Raw genomic sequence first — 17,984 nt, forward strand, 5'->3', positions numbered from 1 at the left:
CTTATCTGCGTTGAGTTCAGACAATTATTTCTATAAATTGGGACGCGGTTTATCGACCCGTAATCCCCAAATCCGGAGGTATGAATTGATGATGAATGTGGCCGTTATTTTGTCGGCATATAATGGTGAAACTTATTTACGAGAACAAATTGATTCAATTCTTACTCAGTCATATCAAAATTTTAAGCTCTATATTCGCGATGACGGGTCGCAGGATCAGACCCGGAAAATTCTGCAAGACTACGAAGAAAAAGATGCCAGAGTGACAGTTTTCTGCGGAGAAAACGTGGGTTGTATCCACTCTTTTCTGCTCGCAGCAAAGGATGTTGATGCGGATATCTATCTGTTTAGTGATCAGGATGATATCTGGATGAAAGAGAAAATCGCCTGGGCTGTTACGTATTTTGAACAGCAAGACTCCTCAATACCACAGCTATACCATTCTGATTTATGTGTTGTAGATTCCCGTATGCAGAAATTGCATGACTCTTTTATGTCATATCAGGGACTGGATGCGGCGGATGCAATGCAGAAAAAGACCCTCTTTATCCAAAACTTTGTTGTGGGCTGTTCGATGGCTGTCAATAAATGTTTACTTGAGCGCCTTTTTATCAAGGGTATACCTGAAGACATTGCCATGCATGACTGGTGGATGGCTTTAATTGCAAGAACTCAGGGGCAGATGTATTTTGACTCCAGGGCCACTCTGTTCTATCGCCAGCATGAGCGTAATGTGCTTGGGGCACAGAAAAGATCGTTGGCGACTTATATCCGCGCTTTGGTTTCCGGTCAGGGAATCAAGCGGTTTGTGAAATTCAGAAGCTTAGCTGCAGCGCAGGCAGAATCTTTCCTGAAAACTTATCAAGCGTACCTGACCCCGGAGTATCAATCAGATTTAAAGGCGGTTTGTTCACTGGGGGAGAAGCAAGGCTTAACCGGCGTATACCGGTGTTTTTCTTCAGGGATTTACCTGCAGGGCATATGTCGTAATCTGGCGTTAATTTATGCTGCATTTTGTGATTATCTGCTGTGTTTTAAGCATAGATAATGTCCAGGGTGTCGTTTTGCACACCGCTTTCTTTTGCTGGGATAAATCGTTAAGATGTACGGCCTTAAAGGGCAGACCTGCAGTTGCAGGTTTGTGTCGTCAGAAAAAAGAAAAGGTGTATTGTGCGAATTTTAGTCACTGGTGGTGCAGGCTTTATCGGCTCTGCAGTTATTCGGCATTTGATCAAAGATACAGAGCATGAAGTACTGAATCTGGATAAACTGACTTATGCCGGCAATCTGGAATCTTTGAAAGAAATTCAGGACTCAGAGCGATATTGCTTTGTTCACGCTGATATTTGTGACGCTGCTGCCATGAAGCAGACTCTGGAGTCATTCCAGCCCCAAATCGTCATGCATCTGGCTGCTGAAAGTCATGTGGACCGTTCAATTGACGGACCGTCAGCATTTATTCAGACAAACATTGTTGGCACCTATACGTTACTGGAAGCTGTCAGAAACTACTGGTCATCACTGTCTGAGAAAGAACAGCAACAATTCCGTTTTCATCATATCTCGACTGATGAAGTCTATGGCGATTTACCGCATCCGAATGATTCTGCTTCCGGTTCCCCTTTACCGCTTTTCGAAGAAACAACCGCTTACAAGCCAAGCAGCCCTTACTCTGCTTCCAAAGCATCGAGTGATCATTTAGTCAGAGCATGGCACCGGACTTATGGTTTACCAACGATTGTGACCAACTGTTCGAATAATTATGGTCCTTATCATTTCCCTGAAAAACTGATTCCGCTTGTGATTCTCAATGCACTTGATGGCAAACCTCTGCCTGTTTACGGAAGTGGTGACCAAATCCGGGACTGGCTGTTTGTTGAAGACCATGCCAGAGCTTTGGTATTGGTTGCGACTCAGGGCGAAATCGATGAAACCTATAACATCGGTGGTCATAATGAAAAACAGAATATCGAAGTGGTGCATACCATTTGTGACATTCTGGATAAGTTCGTTCCCAAAGAAACTTCCTATCGTGAACAAATCCGCTTTGTTGATGATCGTCCGGGACATGACCGTCGTTACGCGATTGATTCAGGGAAAATTGCCAGAGAACTGGGGTGGAAACCGGTCGAGTCTTTTGAATCCGGTATTATGAAGACTGTTCAGTGGTATCTGGATAATATGGACTGGGTTGAACACATTCAAAGTGGTGATTATCAGGACTGGATTCACCAACAGTACGGAGAGAAGTAGATGACGATTCTGCTATTCGGAAAAAACGGCCAGGTGGGTTGGGAACTACAACGAGCTCTGAGTTATTTTGGTGAAGTGATTGCGTTGGATTCTGACAGTCCGGATTATTGTGGTGATTTCTTGAACCCGGCAGGTATTGAGCAGACGATTCTGGATATCAAGCCGGATGTTATCGTTAACGCCGCGGCTTATACGGCAGTTGATCAGGCGGAGTCTGATCAACAGACTGCAATGATGGTGAATGCGGATACGGTTGGTGTGATTGCAAAAGCGGCTCATCAGGTGAATGCTTTACTGGTTCATTATTCAACGGATTATGTTTTTGATGGCTCAGGCGAAACACCGAGGCAGGAAACCGATGCCGTTGCGCCTTTGAATGTGTATGGACAGACGAAACTACAGGGTGAAGAACTGATTCGTCAGCATTGCCCCAAACATCTGATTTTCAGAACCAGTTGGGTCTTTGCTTCCAGAGGCAAAAATTTTGCCGGGACCATGCTGAAATTAGCGCAGGAACGGGAAGTTTTATCTGTTGTGGCTGATCAGCATGGTGCACCAACCAGTGCGGAACTCCTTGCCGATTGTACAACGCTGGCTATCAGACATAGTTTTGACAACCCGGATTGCTACGGGCTTTATCATTTAGTCGCGAAAGGTGAAACAACCTGGTTTGAGTATGCTAAATATGTCTTTGAAGTCGCGCGGGAATCCGGTGTTGAGCTGGCGGTGAAAGAAGTGAAGCCTGTAGCGACGTCTGAATTTCCTGTGCCAGCTCCCCGTCCCGGGAATTCGCGGTTAAATACCCGACATTTTGAACAAACATTTCATCTGAATTTACCTGACTGGCGGTTAGGTGTAAGTCGGATGCTTGCAGAAACATTAGGATCAACATCATGAACAGAAAGGGGATTATTTTAGCGGGTGGTTCAGGTACCCGGCTTTATCCTGTGACAATGGCAGTCAGTAAGCAACTGTTACCTATTTACGACAAGCCAATGATTTATTATCCGCTGACAACGCTGATGTTGGCTGATATCCGTGAAATATTGATTATCAGCACACCTCAGGACACACCTCGTTTTGAACAATTGTTAGGGGACGGTAGCCAGTGGGGGATTTCCCTTCAGTATGCGGTTCAGGAAAAACCTGAAGGCTTGGCTCAGGCATTTATTATTGCGGAAGAATTTCTGAATGGCGCTCCGAGTGCTTTGATTCTGGGCGATAATATTTTCTATGGTCATGATTTGCAGAAGCAGCTTGAAACCGCGGCTGCTCAGAAAGATGGTGCAACTGTCTTTGCTTATCATGTGACGGATCCTGAACGTTATGGTGTGGTTGAATTTGACCCGGAAGGGCGTGCCGTTTCATTAGAAGAAAAACCAGCGCAACCGAAGAGTAATTTTGCGGTGACCGGGCTTTATTTTTATGATCATCAAGCGGTTGAAATCGCGAAAAGCCTGAAGCCTTCAGCCAGAGGTGAATTCGAAATTACAGATCTGAACCGGATTTATCTTGAACAAAACACCCTTTCCGTTGCAAAAATGGGGCGTGGATTTGCGTGGTTTGATACCGGAACGCATGAAAGTTTAATTGGGGCCAGTAACTTTATTCAGACGATTGAACAGCGTCAGGGACTGAAAGTTGCCTGTCCTGAAGAAATTGCTTACAGAAAAGGTTTTATCAGTAAAGAGAAAGTCCTTGAGTGTGCCCGGACTTTGGCAAAAAATGCGTATGGTCAGTACCTGATGAGAATCACTGAGAGAGACGATTAAAATGAAAGCAATTCCAACTGAAATTGAAGATGTATTCATCATCGAACCTCAGGTTTTCGGCGATGATCGGGGTTTTTTCTTTGAGAGTTTCAATCATCAGAAATTTGAACAGGCGATTGGCCAGACAGTCGAATTTGTCCAGGACAATCATTCCCGTTCAATCAGAAATGTGGTCAGAGGACTACATTATCAGGCTGAGCACGCTCAGGGGAAGTTAGTCCGTTGCGTTTTGGGTGAAGTGGTTGATGTTGCCGTTGATATCCGGAAAGATTCTCCGACGTTTGGCAAAGTGGTTACCGTCAACTTAAGTGCGGAAAATAAACGGCAACTGTGGGTTCCTGCGGGTCTGGCTCACGGATTCAGTGTGCTGTCTGATGTGGCTGAGTTTCTTTACAAAACCACAGATTATTATCATCCGGAGTCTGAGCGCTGTATTGCGTGGAATGATCCTGACTTGAATGTTGACTGGCAAATCACAGGCGAGCCTCAACTTTCTGAAAAAGATAAGAAAGGTTGTGCTTTCTCATCGATTTAAGTCACTTAAGCATCTGTCATACGTTCTGTATGACAGCATGCAGGAATAGATATGTTGATTTCCGCTCAGTATTTTTCTTTATTTAAATCGATGGTTCGCAGAGAAATTCAGGCAAAGTATCAGGGAACTTTGCTTGGTTTTTTGTGGAATCTGGTCACGCCGCTTTTGATGCTGGCGATCTATGCGACGGTGTTTTTGGCTGTATTTAAAGCAAAATGGCATATGGCCGATCAGGCTCAGGCTGATTATGGATTAATGTTATTTATTGGTATTTTGACGCATGGCTATATGGCTGAGGTACTGACTGCATCAAGCAATGTCATTCGCAATAATACCAATCTGATTAAAAAAGTTCGCTTTCCGGTTAAAATGTTGCCGCTGGTAACGATTGCCAGTGCGGGTGTGAATTATTTACTCGGTCTTTGCATGGCTTTCGTTTACGGTTTAGCTCAGGGATATATTCATCAGTTTCAAGGGTTGATTTACCTTCCTCTGATTATCGCAGTTTACGTGGTGACACTGACTGCTATCTCCTACCTGGTGGCAGCTCTGGGTGTCTTTCTTCGTGATATTTCTCAGATGATGCCGGTATTAATTACTGTATTATTATTTACCAGTACAGTATTCTTCTCGGTTCATTCTGCGCCAGATATGCTGGTGAAAATTATTTATCTGAATCCGATCAGTCCTGTTGCGGATTCGATTCGGGATATTTTATATGGATATGCCCCCGACTTTAAACATCTGTTTTGGTTATTTGTTGTAAGCGTGCTGGGGTGTGTTTTTAGTTACAAACTGTTCTGTCGTTTAAGACCTGGTTTTGCAGATGTCTTATAGATCGATTGAAACAGCTGGCGGGGATATATGCGATTAGGTGAGCTTCTTAAACAAAAACTTCTGATCACCGATGAAGATATCGATCAAATATTATTGTTACAGGAAAATGCCAGTATCGGGGAACGAGCCAGATTTGGCGAACTATGTGTTTCCCATGGTTTGTGTTCTGAGCAGGATGTTCTGCTGGCATTATCAGAACAACTGGAAATACCGGTGCTTGCCGATGTGATTGAGCAGTATTGTGATGGTGATTTGCCTTCGAATGAACTGGCACTGGATATGTTCCCGGCTGAGTGGTGGCAAAGGCAGCAGGCATATCCCCTTTATCAGAATGATAAAAATGAAATCTATGTCGCTCAGGCAGATATTTGGGACGATTTTATTTTCGAAACCATCTTAAGAGAGCATCACCTTCAGGTCATACCGGTACTGAGTTCAAACTACGAACTGAGACAACTGCTCAGTAATGTGGATGAACAACAGGCGCAAAGTGCAACCCTGAACAGTCAGGAAAGCAGTTCAGCGCCGGTGGTTAAATTTGTTAACGAATGTATTCAGCGGGCGATTAAAGAGAATGCGTCGGATATTCACTTTGAGGTGAATAAACAACAGTTTCTGGTGCGGTACCGGGTGGATGGTGTACTCCGGACGGTTGACCAGCCGGGGATGGCGCAACATGCAGCAATTCTTTCAAGAATCAAACTGATGGCCGGGCTGGATATTTCTGAGAAACGTCTGCCGCAGGATGGCCGGATCCGGGTGCGTTTATCCGGGTTACAGGTCGATATCCGGGTTGCAACCACACCCACAGTTTATGGGGAAAATGCAGTGCTGCGTTTGCTGGCGAATGAACAGCATCATACCTCCCAGCAAGTGAAAGAACTGGATATGCTGCCGGATCAAAAAGCCATCATCCAGGAGATTATGCATAAGAAAACGGGGATCTTTTTGATTACCGGTCCGACAGGGAGCGGTAAAACGACTTCTCTGTATACGCTCTTAGGTCAGCTGAATGATGAGCAGACCAAAATCATCACCGTTGAAGACCCGGTTGAGTACCAGATGAAAGGGTTGACCCAGATTCAGGTTAACAGTGAAATCGGGCTGACTTTTGCCAGCGTTCTGCGTTCTGCGCTTCGTCAGGATCCGGATATTATGCTGATTGGTGAGATGCGGGATAAAGAAACTGCACAAATTGCGATCCAGTCTTCTTTGACGGGTCACTTTGTTTTATCCACCTTGCACACCAATGATGCGCCAAGCAGTTTCATTCGTTTAAAAGATATCGGTATTCCGGATTATCTGATCAAGTCCACTGTGGTCGGCGTTATGGCGCAGCGTCTGGTTCGGCGCTTATGTCCGCATTGCCGGACACCTGATTTTTCCGGAGAACAAAAGGCGGCTCATCTTGGATTTGCTGAGGTGAATGAGAAGTGGGGCGGTTTACTCGAAAATTCTCCGGTCTGGTATCAGGCGAATGGTTGTGAGCACTGTAATGAGACCGGATATCATGGTCGTCTGGCTATTTTCGAGCTGTTAGGCTGGTCGGCTGAAGAGACTGCCGAGCTGGAGATGGAAGATTTACAGGGCGTGGTTGAAAAACAGAAAATGCGGACGCTTAAGCAAGATGCATTACTGCGGGCCGCTCTGGGCGAAACGACACTGGATGAAGTGCTGAGAGTGGTAGGCTAGTCATGAAACAATTTAAGTTTGTTGCACGACGCAAGGATGGCTCGCTGACAGACGGCTGGATCAGTGCTGACAGTGAACAACAGGCGCGCCGTATGCTGGCGGAACAGCAGCGGCAGGTGGTGATGCTGACGCCTTTCAAAGCCAAATCCAATAAAAAAGTCAGCCGTGAAGCATTGATCACGACATTACGTGAACTGGCAACGCTGAGAGAAAGTGGCATGGCGCTCGATCAGTGTATGGCGTCTCTGTATGAGAGTACTGAGGACGACGTATTACGGGTTGCCCTGAAACGTTTGCATTATGATGTTGAGAGTGGTTCCAGCCTTTCTGATGCGATTGCCGCACAGCCGGAAGTCTTCCCGTTTTATGCGGCTTCAATGCTCAAGCTGGGAGAAGCCAGTGGTAAGCTCGGAGAAGCTTTATTCAGTATTTCAGAGCGGATTGAACGCGAAGAGCAACTGGTGAGTGAAGTCAAATCAGCACTGACTTATCCGGCTTTTCTGCTCATTGTCTGTGTCGTTGTGCTCTTCTTTATGTTTATGTACGTCATTCCTAACTTTGAGACCATGGTTCAGGATGCCAGAGATGCCGGCATGCTGGGCAATCTGCTGTCTGTTTCCCGGTTTTTGAATGACAATATTACGGTGATTTCTATCGGACTGGCCGCCTTAGGCGGTGGTCTGTATTACGGCTTTCGTTATGGCTCTTTATTGCAGTCGCTGATTCAGCTGCTGACCAAAATCCCGATGTTCAGAGAATTAGTTGATGCATGGAATATTGTGCAGTTCTCAAGCAGTATGCAGCGCTTGCTTGAATCCGGTGTTGAGCTGGTTGAATCTGTGGAAATTACCCGTAACGGGATTTCTGATGAAGTGCTGAGAAAGCGTTTGGGCTACGTCGTGACCGGGGTCAGGGAAGGGAAAGGACTGGCCGATTCTCTGGGAGAGTTTGATTTATTTCCGTCGATGGTTCGTCGTTTGATTAAAACCGGGGAGGCGGGTGCATCTTTGGTCCCTTGTTTCCGGGAAATTAACAATTTATATGAAAGACGTTTGTCGAAAGGCTTAAAACGTTTTTTATCGATTTTAGAGCCGTTGGTGATTGTTGTGATGGGAGGGATCGTCGGCAGTATCATGATCATCCTGATTTCCGGCATTATCTCGGTGAATGATATTAATTTTTAACGATTTGAGGATAGTAATGAAAACAACACAAACCACACAATCCAGACAGGATGGTTTTACTTTAATCGAACTGCTTGTTGTTCTTGTTCTGATCTCTTTGCTGGCCGGACTGGTCGGGCCGAAACTGTTTAAGCAGGTTGGGTCGTCAAAGACAAAAATTGCCAATGCCCAGATTGAGCTGCTGACTTCTGCTTTAAAAACTTATCGTCTCGATATGGGGAACTATCCAACCACAGAACAGGGTCTGAAAGCGCTGATGGAAGCGCCGGATGATGAGAGTTCTTCGATGTGGAATGGCCCGTATCTGGCAAAAGACATCCCGTTAGATCCGTGGAATCATGCTTATCACTATAAGTTAAACCCTGATTATGAATTTTCTCTGTACTCTTATGGCCGGGATGACAAAGAAGGCGGTGACGGAGAAGATCAGGATGTTGGTGTGAAGTAATGAATCACCATCGGTTGGGAAAGCCATCAGGTTTTACTCTTATCGAATTAATCATTGTGATTGCTTTGATTGCGTTAATGAGTGCTGTTGTCGTACCAAGACTTTGGGGGAGTTATTCTCAGCTCAAGCAGAAGAAAAAGCTTGAAGCATTCTGGTCTGAAGTTCGTTCAGAAGCCCTCAAATATAATCAGGCTGGTGAGAGTTTCCTGTTTGATAGTCAACAAGAACAATGGCAGCTGCTGGCTCAAAAGACTCAGCTGGAAATTCTGCCAAACCACCCGGATGACCAGTTTGTTATCCGGGCTGATGGTTTTACTCAGCATGGTGAAGTGCATTTACTGGTTCTTCCGGAAAAAATCAGATGGAAAATCACAATATCGATGCCTGACGGGAGTGTGCATTTTGCCCGTTACTAATCATTTAAAGCGACTCAGAGGGTTCACTTTAATCGAGGTATTAATTGCGTTAGCCATTTTATCAGCTGGTTTTGCTGTGATTTTTCCCAGCTTTCAGCAAAATATTATCGTGGGTGAAAAAATTCATCAGAGTCAGCTGAAGATCATGACAGAGCGCTCTCTTTTTACCAAACTGAGTCAGATTAATCCGGCAAAAAAGCAAAGTGGTCAGGGAAGTTTAGGCGATGTCTATTTTAAATGGCAGGCTCGCCCAATCAGCCCGTTACTCCAGATGAAAACTGCGGGTGAGCAAATCGAAGAGTATGCACAGATGTATCGGTTTAGTGTGTCATACCATCTCGGGGGAAAAGATTTCTCATTTGAATTTGAAAAGATGGGCGTGCAGGAGACATTGCGTGGGTAGGAAGCGCACACTATCTGGCTTTACTTTAGTTGAAATGCTGGTGTCGCTGGCTATTTTTTCTGCTGTACTGTCGATCGTCATCTCCGGGCTGCATCAGGGGCAAGTTCAGTGGGAACAAGGGGCCCGGCAATTGGATCAGGCTGATTATATGATGAAGCGGCAATCCTGGCTCCGGCAGTTATTTGCTCAGGCTAATACAGCAACCTTTCGGATTACTTATGGAATGGAAGCGCCCTATTTTAACGGAAATGAACAAAGCCTGTCTTTTATTTCCGATGCTCCGATTATTTCCGGGCCGGGAACTTATGCAACTGTCAGGCTGGAGCTGCTCCCGCAGGATAACGGGCTGTTTGAGCTTACTTTTACTCAGAAGCCTTATAGTGACCCTTATCTAAATCCCGAAGCCGATCTGAGTGATGGGGCATCACTGGTTTTATTAGAGGATATCCAAAGCTTGTCGTGGAAATATTTTCTGGCTGCGCGGACGGAGGCAACGCCAATGGAGATTACCTACAACAGGTTCACACCGCGCCCGGAGGGCTATTGGGATGATGAATATGATGCTAATTTTGAACAGGCCTTACCACAATATGTTCAGATGAATTTCAAGATAAAGAACCATCAGTATGTCTGGTATTTTGAGCTACCGGTGAAGCCTTTAGCGTTAATTCAGGAGTCTCAGATTGTTGTTAATTAAGTCCGGAAATATAAAACAGTCCGGGGCCATTTTACCGCTGACACTCATTATACTGGCTGTTTTAACTGTGCTGGTAGGATCTCTGTTATCCCGGGGACAGGAACAGGCCGATAAAACGCTTCGCTTGAATAAGCAGTGGCAGGCTCGCCTGGCGATCAATAATGCTGAGCAACGGGTACTGTTTGCTATGATGGTCGGCGATCAGCTTCCCGGAGGCTATCAGCTTGGAGAGACATTACTCCTGACTGATTCAAGCAATACAAAACTCTCGAATAATGTTTGGGTGTCTATTCAGGATCATGCTGGATTAGTCAGTTTGAGCTTTATTGATAAAAGTGCGCTAACTGAGTTAATTCGTAGCTATATTGATGGTCCGGATTCAATCCGAATTGCCCAGTCTGTAATCGACTGGCAGTTGCCGGTAAAAGATGCGCCGTTTTTATTTCAGGGTTCTGAAGGGCAGGCTTTGCCCCGTAATTCACCTTTCAGAAGTCTTGATGAGTTGATGCTTATTCCGGGGATTACCAGCCAAATTTATAATGGCAAAAGAAATCTGGCAGAAGAAGAAAATCCGGATAGTGATGAAAAAGAGTCATCTGAATGGCCAAAATTTGGACTTCGGGATTTATTGAGTGTCCGGGCTGCAGAGTCAGATGGGATTAATTTTTCTTCAGTACCGGATGCGATATTATCAAGGGTCTATCATGTCACGCCTTATAATCTGGATGTATTAAGACGGATGAAAAAAAGAGGAAACTGGACCGGCGTACGCCGCTTTTTAGCCAGTAATAATATTTCAACAGGGTCGGCGGATAGTGTTCCCAGTAGCTTTTATACCATTCGTTTTCAATATCAGGGAATTCAGGCTCGCGGAATTTACCGGGTGCTGCCGCGTATGCTTCCAACACCAAGGTTAATATGGTATTTTCCGGACAATTTCAGATACTTCTCTCAATTAAAGTAATAAACAGGTGTCATAGTGATTCATAAAATCCAGCGGCAATGGTGTATATGGCCAGAAGGAAGCCTTCAGGGAACAGAACCAGAAGGCAGAGTTTCTCGCTGGGATAAAGTTGTCGGACTTATCCCTCAGTCCCGGTGTCTGTTTAAAATCTTTTATTACAATATTGAACTGATCCCACAAAAAGATCTGGAACAATGTGTTGAGAACGAAATCTCACAGCTGACAAGCTGGAATAACCCTCACTGTTTTTTTCTGGTGAATAAAGTTGATGAAAACTGGCAGGTGATTACCTGGGTATGGGATGATGACCAGATTCAGTTTGGTTGTCCGGTTACACATAAACTTCCTGCACTTGCTTACTTTTTGGGCAGAACCAGAGCCTCCCAGGGTATTCTGTATTATTCCGAAGCTGTCAATGACAGCTCCGCTCAGGCGTGGGCCATTACCTGGAAAAATGTTTCTGTTGTTGAGCATTTGTATCCGATGAATTCTCCGATTCATGCCCGGGTCATCAAACAGCTTTTAGATGACGAACAGGAAAGCATGTCGCTTTACTCGAATCTTGAAGATGTTTCATTGTTAGATGGATATCCGGTGAAACCGCTTCATCATCATGTCAAATCTAAAGTGATGACCAAGGCGAAATGTTCTGCACAGTTAGAGTTTGATAATCCATGGATTTACTGGCGAACAATGCTCTGGGCGCTGTGTCTCTTTTGTGTGTATTTAGTCGCTGATGCCTCATTGTTGAAGTATGAACAGAGCCACTTTTCTGAGCTTGTGTCTCAGAAGCAGCAGACAACATTAAGTATCCAGAATCAACGTTCCCGCTATGAAGATAACAAGCGATTTGTCGAGCAGGCGATGCTGGCCAAAGAGAAACAGCAGTTTATCGCCATACTATTAGAAGAGTTGACAACAAAACTGGCAAAAGATGTCATGATTACCAAATTGACTTATGATCAGAAAAGCATACTGCTTGAAGGAACGGTACAGAATTCTACCGGCGTCTTGGAATCATTATCGAATATCTCATTTGTGAAAGAAGCACGTTTACTGGGGGAGGTTGTTCCGACCGGAAATGAGCGGCAGAAATTCAGAGCAGAAGTGTCACTCAGGGAGTTGAAGTAATGGACGATTTTTTACAATCCCTGAGAGATGGTCAGTGGAAAGAAGAGTTATCCAGCCCACTTGTTCAATGGGGGGGATTAGTGTGTGTGTTGATTTTCTTATGGTGGGTTGGTGTCGGACCATATTATGAATGGCGGGCTGAGGTTAAATCCCGAATCGATCAGCAATATGTACGCCTGTCCAGATTACAGGTATTAGAAAACAGCCGGGAAAATATCCGGACTGAAACGAATCACTTAAACAAACAACTTGCTGTTGCAAAAGCTGAATTACTCAAAGAAAGAACTCAAAGCCGGGCAATTTCAGCTCAGGTTGACCGTTTTGAAGATGTTTATAAGCCACATGGTCTAAAGCTGAAAGGGCGTCTGTTTGGTGAACCTGATGTCATTCCTTATCTGGGTGAAAAAGTTGAGTCGCGCTGGCGTTTACTGGGGAAAACCGATGATATTCTGGCAATGCTTTATGACTTAGCTCATGCGAAGACTCTGATGGTTCCGGTATCTGTTCAGATCAAAAAATCGACAGAAAGGCGTCGGGGGCGTAAGAACAGTGAAAATGCTCCTGATTACGAAATATCAATGACACTCAACAGTTATCGTTTACTCCCGATGAAAGATATAAAAAGACGTAAGTGACTATGAATCAGAGACCTTTAATTCCTCATCCAAAGTTAATGATTTCCTTTGCCGGAGTGCTGTTATTACATCTTGTATTTACTTATCTGTCATTGTCTTATGTCGATGGTAACGATAAAGTAATTCAGCTCTCTCCAGTCAGAGAATCTGGAACTCCGCCAGCGATAGCGCCTTCCGGGAATATTTTTTCTTTGGATCGGGTCATTGCCATTTCATCTGATGAGCAGGAAACGAAAGAGAAAAAAGAGGAGTCGGATGATTATCAGTTAGGGAGTATTGTGCGTGAAGGCAATCAAATGAAAGCTGTATTTATTAGTAATGATAAGAGAGTCATTCTCGGCGTTGGCGAAAACTTGCCTCATACAGGCAAGGTGACACAGATTAAAGATAATTTAGTGACGACTCAGAGTGATAATGGTGATATTCGTCACTGGCAGCTTTTCCCAACTTTTAACCCGGTTAAACAATCAGGAACGACAGGAACTAAAGATTAAATGAGCAGAGTTATGATGAAACATCAACGCCATATCTTACGTGCTACCGTAATATTTGGGGCTAGTGTTATGTTTGGTTGCGCGAATTTTCAGCCGCTTCCCAAAGATGTAACTCCGGCTCCGGCGAAACTATCCAGTGAGAGTACGCCTGATAATCTGGCATTTGATAGCCACAAGACCAAAAATGATGAAGGCAACCTTAAAAATGGCGATTATGCTGAGTTTAAAATCAGGGATATAAAAAAAGCGCCTGTATTACAGATAGGGACTCAGCATGAACAGATGGCTGGGTTAAAGTTACCTGAAGAACCTGTGAGTTTGAATGCTGATAGTTTACCGCTTCAACATTTCATTAACCTGGCTTTGGGGGATGTTTTAAAACTGAGTTATCTGATTGATTCTGATTTAGAAAAGAAGAAGACAAAGATTACCCTGAGAGTGAATAAGCCTGTGACGGCTAAACGACTATTAGGGCTGGTGGAAGAAGCATTGCAGGTCAATGGTGTTGCTTTGGCTCAGGATGATGATCTCATTAAGGTAATTCCATCTTCAAAGGCAAGTAGTGCTGCGCCGGTGATGATGCAGGAATCTGTGAAACCTTTATTACGTTATGGAAAAGTGACAGAGATTATTCCGGTTTATTATATGGGAGTCAGTCAGGCTTCTTCGCTGGCGACGAAGTTATTCAGAGAAGGCCGGGGTGGTTCGGTTTTGATGCAGCCTCATCTCAGTTCTTTGATGGTGGTTGCTGTGCCTGATGATATTGAAAAATTTCGTGTATTGCTGAAGCAGCTGGATGTACCAAATAGTGTGTCCGATTATATGTCCTTAGTTTCTCCCCGTTTTTTAACTGCTGGTAGCCTTGCCAGTCAGCTACAGGTCGCATTAAATGCTGCTTCTATCCCTGTTTCGGTCAGTGGGGGGTTGAACGGTGTTATTTTGAAAGTATTAAACAACGAGCAACTGATAATGACGTCAAATTCAAAAAACTGGCTGAATTATGCAGAAAATTGGGTTAAGCGGCTGGATATACCACCAAAAACCGAAGCAGAACATAAAGGTATCTATGTTTATTATATGAAAAACACCAAAGCGAAAGATACCTGGGGCGTTGTAAAAACTATTTTTAGTGATGGGAAAAGTAGTCGTACGAAAACCTCTGAAGTTGCCTCCCAGAATATTTTGGCATCCTCACAGCAACAAAATCAACGCTCAGTCACATCTTCTGTTCAGGGAATTACCCCCGGAAATACGGGGATGAAGCAACGCCGTACAACAACAACAGAGACGATGAGTGTTGTCGGTAAAAATTATAAGGTCGTAGTTGATGATGATCGCAATGCGTTAATATTTCAGGGATCCTATCAGAATTATCAGCAACTGGTTGATTTGTTAGCTTATGTTGATAAGCGTCCCAGACAAGTATTACTGAAAGCGACCATTGCTGAAGTTAGTTTAACTGATGCCTATAGTCTGGGGCTGGATTGGACCGATGGTGGTAAAAGTTCTGATGTGACAGGAAGTACCAGCGTGACACCGAGCGATGCTTCGAGTTATTTGAGTCTTACTGGTCTTTTCGGTGATTTTACCGCTAAGTTTAACGCATTGTTATCCAATGGTAAGGTCCAGGTACTGTCCAGCCCTAAAATATTAGCTCTGGATGGTGAGTCGGCTTCGATTGATATTGGTCAGCAGATTCAGGTGATTACCGGATCAGTCTCCGGAACCGATAGTGATTCTACTGTGACAAATACATATAGTTACATTAGTACTGGCGTCCAGCTCAACATCACGCCTTATATTAATGAAAGTGGATTGGTTCAGCTCGATATTAGCCAGGAAGTCAGCACCGCCGGAGAATCTACTTCGGGGAGTCCTCCGATTAACACGCGTTCTCTTCAGACCAGCTTTCTGGCCGATACTGGTGAGACAGTTTATATTGGCGGGTTGATAAAAACACGTAATGAAGATACAGAACAAAAAGTGCCAGTTTTAGGTGATATTCCGCTATTAGGCAATTTATTTACATATAAGAGTACGGCACAAACTTCGACAGAGTTGATCCTGTTAATTACCCCCTATGTGATTAAAAGTCAGGAAGAGGCTTTACTGTATACTAAAAGTTTCAGTAAAATCACAGGCTGGACTCTGTCTCCGGATATGTTGGAAAAATAGTCTTTCAAGGGTGTTTTTTTAGACTAGAATATTAGATCATGTGTCGAATTATTGGCATAGTTCGATAAGTGGGCAATTTTGTGAAAGTATTATTTTGTGTGATCAATGTCATTGTTTGGAAGTGATGTTTTCATAATTAAGCAGAATTTGTCCATTGACAAGTGCTTATTTTGTCTCGAAAATAGCACTTGCGCACTTCGGAGCGCGATCATTAATCAATGCCTGGGTTTTCTTTTTATTTTTTGGTTTAGCGGCCGAAATAATAAAAAGTTGGCATGGTGCTAAGAATAGTGCACCGAAGTTGATCAAATTGGCTGACGTATATATGTTTATGTTGGTTAAAAAAACAATGTGGATCCAAAACAAGGATATAAATAACATGTTAAAGAAAACTCTAATTGCTGCAGCTGTAGCTACTGTAACAGCAACACCAGCTTTTGCTGATATCAGCTTGACTTATGGTGGTTTGCCTACAAACACTGCAACTGATATGACAACAACAACATTAGCGACTGTGACTAAGTCTAGTGTTCTGTCTTATTCGACTGCTGAAGAAGAGATTGCTACTATTTTCGGTGTTGATGGTGATTTAAAGCAAAACGGTTTTATCACTTTGCAATTGACCGGCGGTGCTACATTTAACGAATCTGAAGTCAACCAATGGTTAACGGTTGCTGGTGCTGGTGCTGATGTTGATGCAATTTTAGCTGATCCGGCTAACCAAACTCAGTCTATCAGTATTGAGCTTCTGCTTGCGTCAACTCTTGCTGCTGATGGTGTGATCAAGACTACAGGTGGCACGCCAACTGCTGCAGATCTGAATGATGTGTTTAAATTTACTAACACAGGTACACAGCAATACACTATCGAGCACGATATTGATGAAGATGGTACTCGTTTGCGTCTGGCTTTGAAACAAACTACCGGCACTACCAATGAGATGATTCGTGTTGGAGCTACTACTGCTGTAACTGACGCTGATGTTGATACAGCTGCGATTGCTACCACAAACGTTGCTGATACGTGGGCGGCTTTACCTGCTTCTATTACTGGTGCCACTTTAGCTGTTATTGGTCAAGCTGGCTATGATGGTGCGGCTGATGAAACGGCTCGTGTTGCTTACCTGAGAACAGAAACTAACACGACCACAGCTGGTCTTATCGATGATTACCTTGAAGGTATCGCTGGTGTGTATGCTGGTACAAATGAAACTTTAGTTGGTGCTGGTACAGTTGTTAACTTCAATTTACCAGAAGCAAACCAAATCTTTAATCTAGCTGGAACTTCAGGCAACGTATTCATGAAAATCGGCGCTCTGAAAAATGCATCTTATTCAGCTGATCCAGTATCAACAGCTGCTCTGTTCAAACTAGGTGATTTGTTTGAATTAACATTGACAGACTCTGGTACAGCTACAGCTCTTGTTTCGGAAGGTTTCCTGGCATATGACACAGGTACAGACCGGGTCGCTGATGATGAAGATGTTGAAGCAGATACCTTAGATCTGAAAAACAGAACTTCTAACCAAAACCTTCAGTTAAATAAAGTGAACTTATCTTTAACTGGTGATATGACAGCGTTCCGTGTAGATGCTGATGGTGATTTGATCCTGAAGGATGGAACTGAAACTGGTTGGACTGTTAATTCTGATAAGACTGGTGCAACGGCTACTTTGGCATCTGACGTTTTGGAAGGTGTAGCTTCTCTGGATGCAAGCGCTCGTGGAGTGAGTACAGCTCAAAATACTGCATGGACGAATTTAGGTAAAATCTACGTTCAAGCATCAGATAACACTACTCCAATCCCAGCTCAGTCAATTAGTGTAACAGCTTCTATTGATGGTGATGATCAGGCTACGTTTGATGATTTCTCAGATACAATCAGCAATCTGTTTGTTTTCACTCGTGATGGCATGAAGTTTGATACTATCCTGACTGGTACAACTTCTGCGAACACTATTCATATTCGTGATATTTCTGGCACTTTACCTGAAGCTGGCGGTAAGATTTATGTGACAGTTTGGGAATACGACGCACATGCTGCTGGTGAAAGTGCAGAAAGCACTGTACTGGCTGATCGTCAGGTTATTTCTGTAACTCTGCCATCAAAAGGTGCTGTAACTCTGAACCCTGCAACTATCGCAGAGCAACTGGGTATCACTGTGAATCCTGGTCGTCAGGCACGTATGGTGTTTGAAGTTGAAACGAACCAAGGTGAAGTGGCTGTTAAGAAGAAAGACAGCAGCGGTATCGATATCCAAAACGGTACAAAAGGTGTTCACACCAACGTTGTTGACTTCACTCTGTAATCATTCTGATTACAGACAACAAGTTAATATAAATGACAAA

General features: G+C 44.0%; 18 protein-coding genes. All 18 read left to right on the plus strand.

All coding sequences use genetic code 11. From position 1 onward, the window contains the following. The first annotated feature begins 88 nt into the window (after nt 1-88). The 18 genes from OC443_RS01225 (at nt 89) to OC443_RS01310 (ending at nt 17,944) form a co-directional block, all read left to right on the plus strand. Nucleotides 89-1,048, plus strand: a complete 960-nt coding sequence (locus OC443_RS01225; protein ID WP_083601693.1) for a glycosyltransferase family 2 protein — start codon at nt 89-91, stop codon at nt 1,046-1,048. A 122-nt stretch (nt 1,049-1,170) separates the two neighbouring features. Further along, a complete protein-coding gene (gene rfbB, locus OC443_RS01230; protein ID WP_073584672.1) occupies nt 1,171-2,253 on the plus strand; it encodes a dTDP-glucose 4,6-dehydratase in 1,083 nt (360 codons plus the stop codon). Further along, nucleotides 2,254-3,150 (plus strand): dTDP-4-dehydrorhamnose reductase, encoded by an 897-nt coding sequence (gene rfbD / locus OC443_RS01235; RefSeq protein ID WP_073584670.1) that lies wholly within the window; start codon nt 2,254-2,256, stop codon nt 3,148-3,150. Continuing rightward, nucleotides 3,147-4,025, plus strand: a complete 879-nt coding sequence (gene rfbA, locus OC443_RS01240) for a glucose-1-phosphate thymidylyltransferase RfbA (RefSeq protein WP_073584668.1) — start codon at nt 3,147-3,149, stop codon at nt 4,023-4,025. The genes rfbD and rfbA overlap by 4 nt, the downstream gene beginning before the upstream one ends. 1 nt (nt 4,026) lies before the next feature. Further along, on the plus strand, nt 4,027-4,560 hold the full coding sequence (rfbC, locus tag OC443_RS01245) for a dTDP-4-dehydrorhamnose 3,5-epimerase (protein WP_073584666.1): 534 nt from the start codon (nt 4,027-4,029) through the stop codon (nt 4,558-4,560). Between the two features lie 51 nt (nt 4,561-4,611). Continuing rightward, nucleotides 4,612-5,397: an ABC transporter permease gene (locus tag OC443_RS01250; RefSeq protein WP_073584664.1), complete on the plus strand. Its 786-nt coding sequence runs from the start codon at nt 4,612-4,614 to the stop codon at nt 5,395-5,397. A 27-nt stretch (nt 5,398-5,424) separates the two neighbouring features. Continuing rightward, nucleotides 5,425-7,089, plus strand: coding sequence for a GspE/PulE family protein (locus tag OC443_RS01255; protein ID WP_073584662.1), 1,665 nt, complete (start codon nt 5,425-5,427; stop codon nt 7,087-7,089). 2 nt (nt 7,090-7,091) lie between these two features. Then, nucleotides 7,092-8,273 (plus strand): type II secretion system F family protein, encoded by a 1,182-nt coding sequence (locus OC443_RS01260; protein WP_073584660.1) that lies wholly within the window; start codon nt 7,092-7,094, stop codon nt 8,271-8,273. A 16-nt stretch (nt 8,274-8,289) separates the two neighbouring features. After that, a complete protein-coding gene (gene gspG, locus OC443_RS01265) occupies nt 8,290-8,721 on the plus strand; it encodes a type II secretion system major pseudopilin GspG (protein ID WP_073584658.1) in 432 nt (143 codons plus the stop codon). Further along, on the plus strand, nt 8,721-9,137 hold the full coding sequence (locus tag OC443_RS01270) for a pilus assembly FimT family protein (protein WP_083601692.1): 417 nt from the start codon (nt 8,721-8,723) through the stop codon (nt 9,135-9,137). Before gspG ends, OC443_RS01270 begins: the two co-directional genes overlap by 1 nt. Next, the gene (locus OC443_RS01275; protein WP_159440350.1) at nt 9,124-9,540 is read left to right on the plus strand and encodes a type II secretion system protein; all 417 of its coding nucleotides are present in this window, start codon (nt 9,124-9,126) and stop codon (nt 9,538-9,540) included. The genes OC443_RS01270 and OC443_RS01275 overlap by 14 nt, the downstream gene beginning before the upstream one ends. Then, on the plus strand, nt 9,533-10,237 hold the full coding sequence (locus OC443_RS01280; protein WP_234976426.1) for a PulJ/GspJ family protein: 705 nt from the start codon (nt 9,533-9,535) through the stop codon (nt 10,235-10,237). Before OC443_RS01275 ends, OC443_RS01280 begins: the two co-directional genes overlap by 8 nt. Then, complete coding sequence (locus tag OC443_RS01285; protein WP_234976425.1) at nt 10,224-11,201, plus strand: hypothetical protein; 978 nt, start codon at nt 10,224-10,226, stop codon at nt 11,199-11,201. Before OC443_RS01280 ends, OC443_RS01285 begins: the two co-directional genes overlap by 14 nt. Before the next feature lie 15 nt (nt 11,202-11,216). Further along, a complete protein-coding gene (locus tag OC443_RS01290) occupies nt 11,217-12,332 on the plus strand; it encodes a hypothetical protein (RefSeq protein WP_073584656.1) in 1,116 nt (371 codons plus the stop codon). After that, nucleotides 12,332-12,967 (plus strand): hypothetical protein, encoded by a 636-nt coding sequence (locus OC443_RS01295; protein WP_073584654.1) that lies wholly within the window; start codon nt 12,332-12,334, stop codon nt 12,965-12,967. Before OC443_RS01290 ends, OC443_RS01295 begins: the two co-directional genes overlap by 1 nt. A gap of 2 nt (nt 12,968-12,969) precedes the next feature. Continuing rightward, nucleotides 12,970-13,461, plus strand: a complete 492-nt coding sequence (locus OC443_RS01300; protein WP_073584652.1) for a hypothetical protein — start codon at nt 12,970-12,972, stop codon at nt 13,459-13,461. Nucleotides 13,462-13,473: 12 nt separating this feature from the next. Beyond that, nucleotides 13,474-15,636 carry a secretin N-terminal domain-containing protein gene (locus tag OC443_RS01305; protein WP_234976424.1) on the plus strand — a complete coding sequence of 721 codons (2,163 nt, stop codon included), beginning with the start codon at nt 13,474-13,476 and terminating at the stop codon, nt 15,634-15,636. 154 nt (nt 15,637-15,790) lie between these two features. Next, on the plus strand, nt 15,791-17,944 hold the full coding sequence (locus tag OC443_RS01310; protein WP_234976423.1) for a VapA family S-layer protein: 2,154 nt from the start codon (nt 15,791-15,793) through the stop codon (nt 17,942-17,944). The last annotated feature ends 40 nt before the right edge of the window (nt 17,945-17,984 follow it).

The sequence above is a fragment of the Vibrio quintilis genome (assembly GCF_024529975.1).
GTDB lineage: Bacteria > Pseudomonadota > Gammaproteobacteria > Enterobacterales > Vibrionaceae > Vibrio > Vibrio quintilis.